2 protein-coding genes and 1 pseudogene are annotated in these 3,207 nt (G+C 46.1%); 1 reads left to right on the plus strand and 2 read right to left on the minus strand.

What is annotated here, in order from left to right; translation table 11 throughout:
* Positions 1-131 precede the first annotated feature (131 nt).
* The gene (locus tag ACN4EG_RS27430; protein ID WP_431633464.1) at positions 132-1,151 is read right to left on the minus strand and encodes a DUF2278 family protein; all 1,020 of its coding nucleotides are present in this window, start codon (positions 1,149-1,151) and stop codon (positions 132-134) included.
* A gap of 355 nt (positions 1,152-1,506) precedes the next feature.
* Positions 1,507-1,623: pseudogene (locus tag ACN4EG_RS27435) on the minus strand (transposase); the annotation flags it as partial.
* A gap of 356 nt (positions 1,624-1,979) precedes the next feature.
* Here ACN4EG_RS27435 and ACN4EG_RS27440 point away from each other — a divergent pair.
* Positions 1,980-3,044 (plus strand): DUF6765 family protein, encoded by a 1,065-nt coding sequence (locus ACN4EG_RS27440; RefSeq protein WP_431633465.1) that lies wholly within the window; start codon positions 1,980-1,982, stop codon positions 3,042-3,044.
* The last annotated feature ends 163 nt before the right edge of the window (positions 3,045-3,207 follow it).

Raw genomic sequence — 3,207 nt, forward strand, 5'->3', positions numbered from 1 at the left:
GTACAATATTTTCCATATGGCTATCCATCCGGTGCGTTTTGGATTAATTTGCACCCTATCCGATGGATAGCTTCTCTGTCCACTCCTGCCTCGCTAAAATTGTCCGGACTATTGTTACTAGAAAACGATGACTAGAAAACGATCGTCCATCCTTGTTTTTTCACTTGATCTTTGGTGTAAGAAACGCCGTGCATCTTAATGCCTTGAGCGTCCAGTAGCGTGATGATGCCTCCGTCGTTAGATAACTGTACATCTTTCCCGCTTAAGGTGACCGTAACAGTACTTCCGGCAGCGATCGACCGATCGGGGAAGAAATATTTATTTTTTTGCTTATCTGCCAAGGCCCAGTCTTTAAGATTAACTGAACCGGGGGAAAGGTTGATCAGCGTTACAGATTCCTTGCCAGGATCGGCCCCTAGGGGATTGACCAATGCGGCCACAATTTTGACCGCGACTTCTTCGGGTTGGGGTTCCGGGGTGGGTTCGCAGACTTCTTTGATGGCGTTGCCAGTGCGATCGTCGGTGTGGAAGCATTGCGATTGGAAAGCGAGGAAAATGGCGACCCATTGGCTGCGCGAGGGGAAGTGAATTAGCAGCGCTCCATCTTGGTAAACCCCATTATCCTGCTGAAATTTTCCAACGCTGCCCTGGTTCATGTGGATATCGTGGATGCCGCTACCCGGACGGAAACCAAAATATTTATCCGGCGTAGACGGCTCTGGCCCCCAAGCGATACCAAAGGCATAGATTACTGCATCCTCAGCTTGGATGGCCCGTTGAATGTATAAGTCAATCAGTTCTTTTAAGTCATTATCTGGGCCGGGAACGTCGGGAGGTAACGGCTTCATGTCTTCCCGGTGAAACAGGTTACTGCGAATAAAGTCTAGGGCTAGGCCGCCGGGTTTGGATTCCAGGGTTTGAAATCCGAGTCGTAGATTGGGTAATTGATCCAAAATTCCATGCTGGAAGCGATCGTTAACGAAATAGAGTAAATCTGAAGGACTTTGCTGGGATTTAACGTTAATGGCAATACGATGTTTTTTTTCGCCATCGTCAATCAGCACTTGATAGTGGGGAGAGGGGTCACTGGCGGGATCAATTTTACGATCGATGGCTCGACCTTTTAAAACGCCATAGTTTGCTAGACTCATAGTCTAAGATCTCCTTGGAAAATTTTCAAACTGAAATATTGTGTGCAATCTGGGGATAGTTTCCTTGTTCCTCATTGTGGATCGAGGATAAGGAGCGATCCTTTCTCTGGTAGTTTCACGAATAACGATCGTCATTACGGAGTTTTCTCATAGAGTTTTCCCATGGAGTTTTCCCATGGAGTTTTCCCATGAAGTTTCCTCTTCTCCGGTGGGTTCTGAGCCTGTCTTTAGGGCTGTCCAGTTGAATTGCTCATTCACTGAGAAATAAACGGGGCTTTCGTTTCTCAAAAGATCTAGCATGGAATGTAATTTATCCAATGGCATGAATGCGTTAATGATTTCATTGGGATAAACAACGAGTTTGGCCCTTACAAATGAGCTGAGGTTCAAATTCGCTGGTACGGTCGCGAGGGATCTCGATTTCGGCTTCACCAAATTCCCCTTTGATGGTCTTTTTACTGTGGCCATTGCGACGCTCCATGCCAAGGGCTAGCCTCGAATGCAACGGGTGAACACATCCATCACCACTGCCAGATAAACGAACTCTTGATTCAGCTTGATGTCCGTGATATTCGCTTTGACTGGTTTCACCCTTCTCAAAGATGCTAAGGGAACAGTGCATAAATAAAATCCCAATTGGATAAAGGTAGGAGAGTAAAAGGGTAGGAGGGTAGGGGAATGAAGATGGGATATTATTTCTTGGCAAATCCCTAAGGTATCCCCTGACTCGATGGTTGCTTAATTAAATTTTGAAAAATTTCTCTGGAAAGTGGTTGGCGATCGGCACAATAGAGTTAGTTCACGGCTCGCTCTATACTTGTCCTGATTATGCAAATCGATTTCCACCATGGCGTAACTTACGTCTTAGCACGCTTAGCTGGCTTCGACGATCGCTCCGCAGATATCATTGCCCACAGCGCCCAGTATGTAGATGATGCAACCAACTCCGGTGTCATTCGGTTTGATAGCGGGGCTTTGTTTAGCCGGATCAGTTCCGCCCACAAAATGCTGGACTATCGCAATTTTCAAGAGCTAGCGAACCATTTTGTCTGGATTCCCTTTCACTTTTTGCCCGGTAATGGTGGTCTCCCTGCAGGACAAGATCCATCAGATCACTTCATTGAAAAACTGATTTGTCGCCCCAACAGTCCCGTTGCTCAGGATATGGTGCGGGAGTGTATTCGGGAACGAGATCATATGTATGGATTATACCGTTTAGGAATTACAATGCATGTTTATGCAGATACCTGGGCTCACCAAGGGTTTGCAGGGGTTAACCATCGAATTAATGAAGCCAAGGAGATTACAGGCTCTGATGGTAAGCCCGATCGCCGTTTGCTCGATCGCCTAGCCAATTATTTCATTAGTGAAGCCTTGCCTTTAGGCCATGGTGCTGTTTTGAGCAATCCCGATAAACCCTTTCTGCAATGGGGATATACCAACGGACGTGGCGAACGAATTACTCGAAACAACCCTCGGGATTACCTAGAAGCAGCCGATGCAATGTGTCGAGTGATGCAACGCTATCGTTTAGGTGATCCAGATGCAGCGGTTTCCGGTTTACCCAGCGCCGATCGACAGTTAATTCAAGAGATGATTCAGAACATCCGAGATGATAATGGCATTACCCGTCATCAAAAATGGTTGGCTGCTATCCAAGCTGGAAAATTTAGTTTTGGGTCAGCCAATTTGCAATATGTAGCGAAGGGACAGGGTTCCTGGAAGTTTCAAGCAGTGGGTACCGTTCGTGAATACGATCGAGAAAACGATGTTTTTTCCTATTCACCAACGTTTCTTACCAGTCATTGGAAACTTTTTCACGATGCTTTACAAGCCCACCGCCTCTTTGTCATCCATGATTTATTACCCTGCTACGGCATTTGTGCCGCTTAGGGATGGCAAGTTTGATGATTCGTTACGCTATCCATTGTTGTTTATCATTTTACGATTACTGTTCATCAGGTAACTATTCTCCCATCGACATCCTATTAGTAGACGTGTTGGGAAATAATGGATAATGTGAAGCAGTAGCCCAGAGCCTTCTCATGCTGAATCT

Source organism: Alkalinema pantanalense CENA528 (assembly GCF_050753345.1).
GTDB lineage: Bacteria > Cyanobacteriota > Cyanobacteriia > Leptolyngbyales > Leptolyngbyaceae > Alkalinema > Alkalinema pantanalense.

What these genes read in the sequence shown, in the direction of transcription:
- ACN4EG_RS27430 (WP_431633464.1), bottom strand. Translation starts at nt 1,151, where the DNA reads ATGAGTCTAGCAAACTATGGCGTTTTAAAAGGTCGAGCCATCGATCGT.
- ACN4EG_RS27440 (WP_431633465.1), top strand. Translation starts at nt 1,980, where the DNA reads ATGCAAATCGATTTCCACCATGGCGTAACTTACGTCTTAGCACGCTTA.